The 1337-nt window shown below is 55.9% G+C and carries 1 protein-coding gene and 1 pseudogene; both read right to left on the bottom strand.

Annotated elements, in window-relative coordinates; all coding sequences use genetic code 11:
• A partial coding sequence (locus ACR0B3_RS24065; RefSeq protein ID WP_480811245.1) for an MFS transporter occupies nucleotides 1-754 on the bottom strand: 754 nt, incomplete at its 3' end.
• Nucleotides 751-1337 (bottom strand): annotated as a pseudogene (locus ACR0B3_RS24060) (ArsJ-associated glyceraldehyde-3-phosphate dehydrogenase); the annotation flags it as partial. The pseudogene ACR0B3_RS24060 and the gene ACR0B3_RS24065, both read right to left, overlap by 4 nt.

The raw sequence follows: 1337 nt of genomic DNA, 5'->3' as shown, positions 1-1337 counted from the left end.
CATCGCTGCCATCGGAAAGAACGGCGTAGAAATAAACCGGGATGCCCACCACAAACCACACATCCCGCGCGCCGAATAAAAAGACGCGGGCAGCAGACAGACGATTGATATTTTTGTCTCGCGAGATGACGGTGGAAAACTTGGTCGCTTTGTTGCCTTTGGGCAGGCCGTCTGGCATGAAGAAAAGCAGCGCCACAAGGATCAGTGCCAAAATAGCTGCCATGCCCAACAAGGCGGTGTTGTAGCCATAAAGTGCCAAAAGGCCTGCGCCCAAAAGGAACCCCAATCCCTTTACCGCGTTTTTTGATCCTGTCAGCCAAGATACCCATTTCAGCAATCCAGCCCCTTCGGGTGCCAAAAGTTTGACAGCCGATTTTGAGGACATTTTCGCCAGATCCTTGGCCACGCCTGAGGCCCCTTGCACGGCCATCACATAGGCCACAGATGCGCCGATCGACCACGCAGGATCCAGTGCGGTGAGGGCCAAAAGGGCACCAACCTGTAGGATCAGCCCTGCATATAAGGTGCGGGTCAGGCCAAACCGCGCGGCCAGCCAGCCCGCAGAAAGATTGGTTATGACGCCTGCAATCTCATAGAGCAAAAACAGATAGGCCAGTTGAACGGGACTAAAGCCGCGCTCGTGAAAGGCCAAGAGAACCAACATCCGAAGCGCGCCATCCGACAGCATAAACGCCCAATAAGCCGCTGTTACGGCGATATAGGCGGGCAGGGCGGATGGCTTTGGCGCGGTCATAGACTTGCGCCAACCATGCGCGCGACATCAATCAGGCGATGGGCATAGCCCATTTCATTGTCATACCACGCATAAATCTTGGCCTGCGTGCCATTAATGACCATCGTGGATGGCCCATCCACAATCGAGGATCGCGTGTCATTAGTGTAATCCGCACTCACCAAAGGGCGCGCTTCAAAGCCGAGGATGCCGTTCAGCGCCCCTTCTGCCGCACTCGCGAAGGCTGCGTTGATTTCCGCCGCCGTGGCCTCGCGGTCTAGCTCAAAGACACAATCGGTCAGGGACGCGTTCAACAGAGGCACGCGCACAGCGTGCCCATTCAGCTTGCCCTTCAATTCGGGATAGATCAGCGTGATCGCCGTGGCACTGCCCGTTGTGGTCGGAATCAGTGAGTTCAGCGCAGACCGCGCGCGGCGTAAATCTTTGGCTGGCCGATCCACGATGGTTTGGGTGTTTGTGACATCATGGATTGTGGTGATTGAGCCGTGCTTGATGCCAAATTCTTCCATCATCACTTTGACCACAGGGGCAAGACAATTTGTGGTGCAGCTTGCCGCTGTCACGATGTCATGCGCGGAAGGGT

This window comes from Ruegeria sp. CE9 (genome assembly GCF_056537425.1).
Note: the sequence above shows the minus strand (reverse complement) of the source record. Positions and strands in the feature narration are given on the sequence as shown.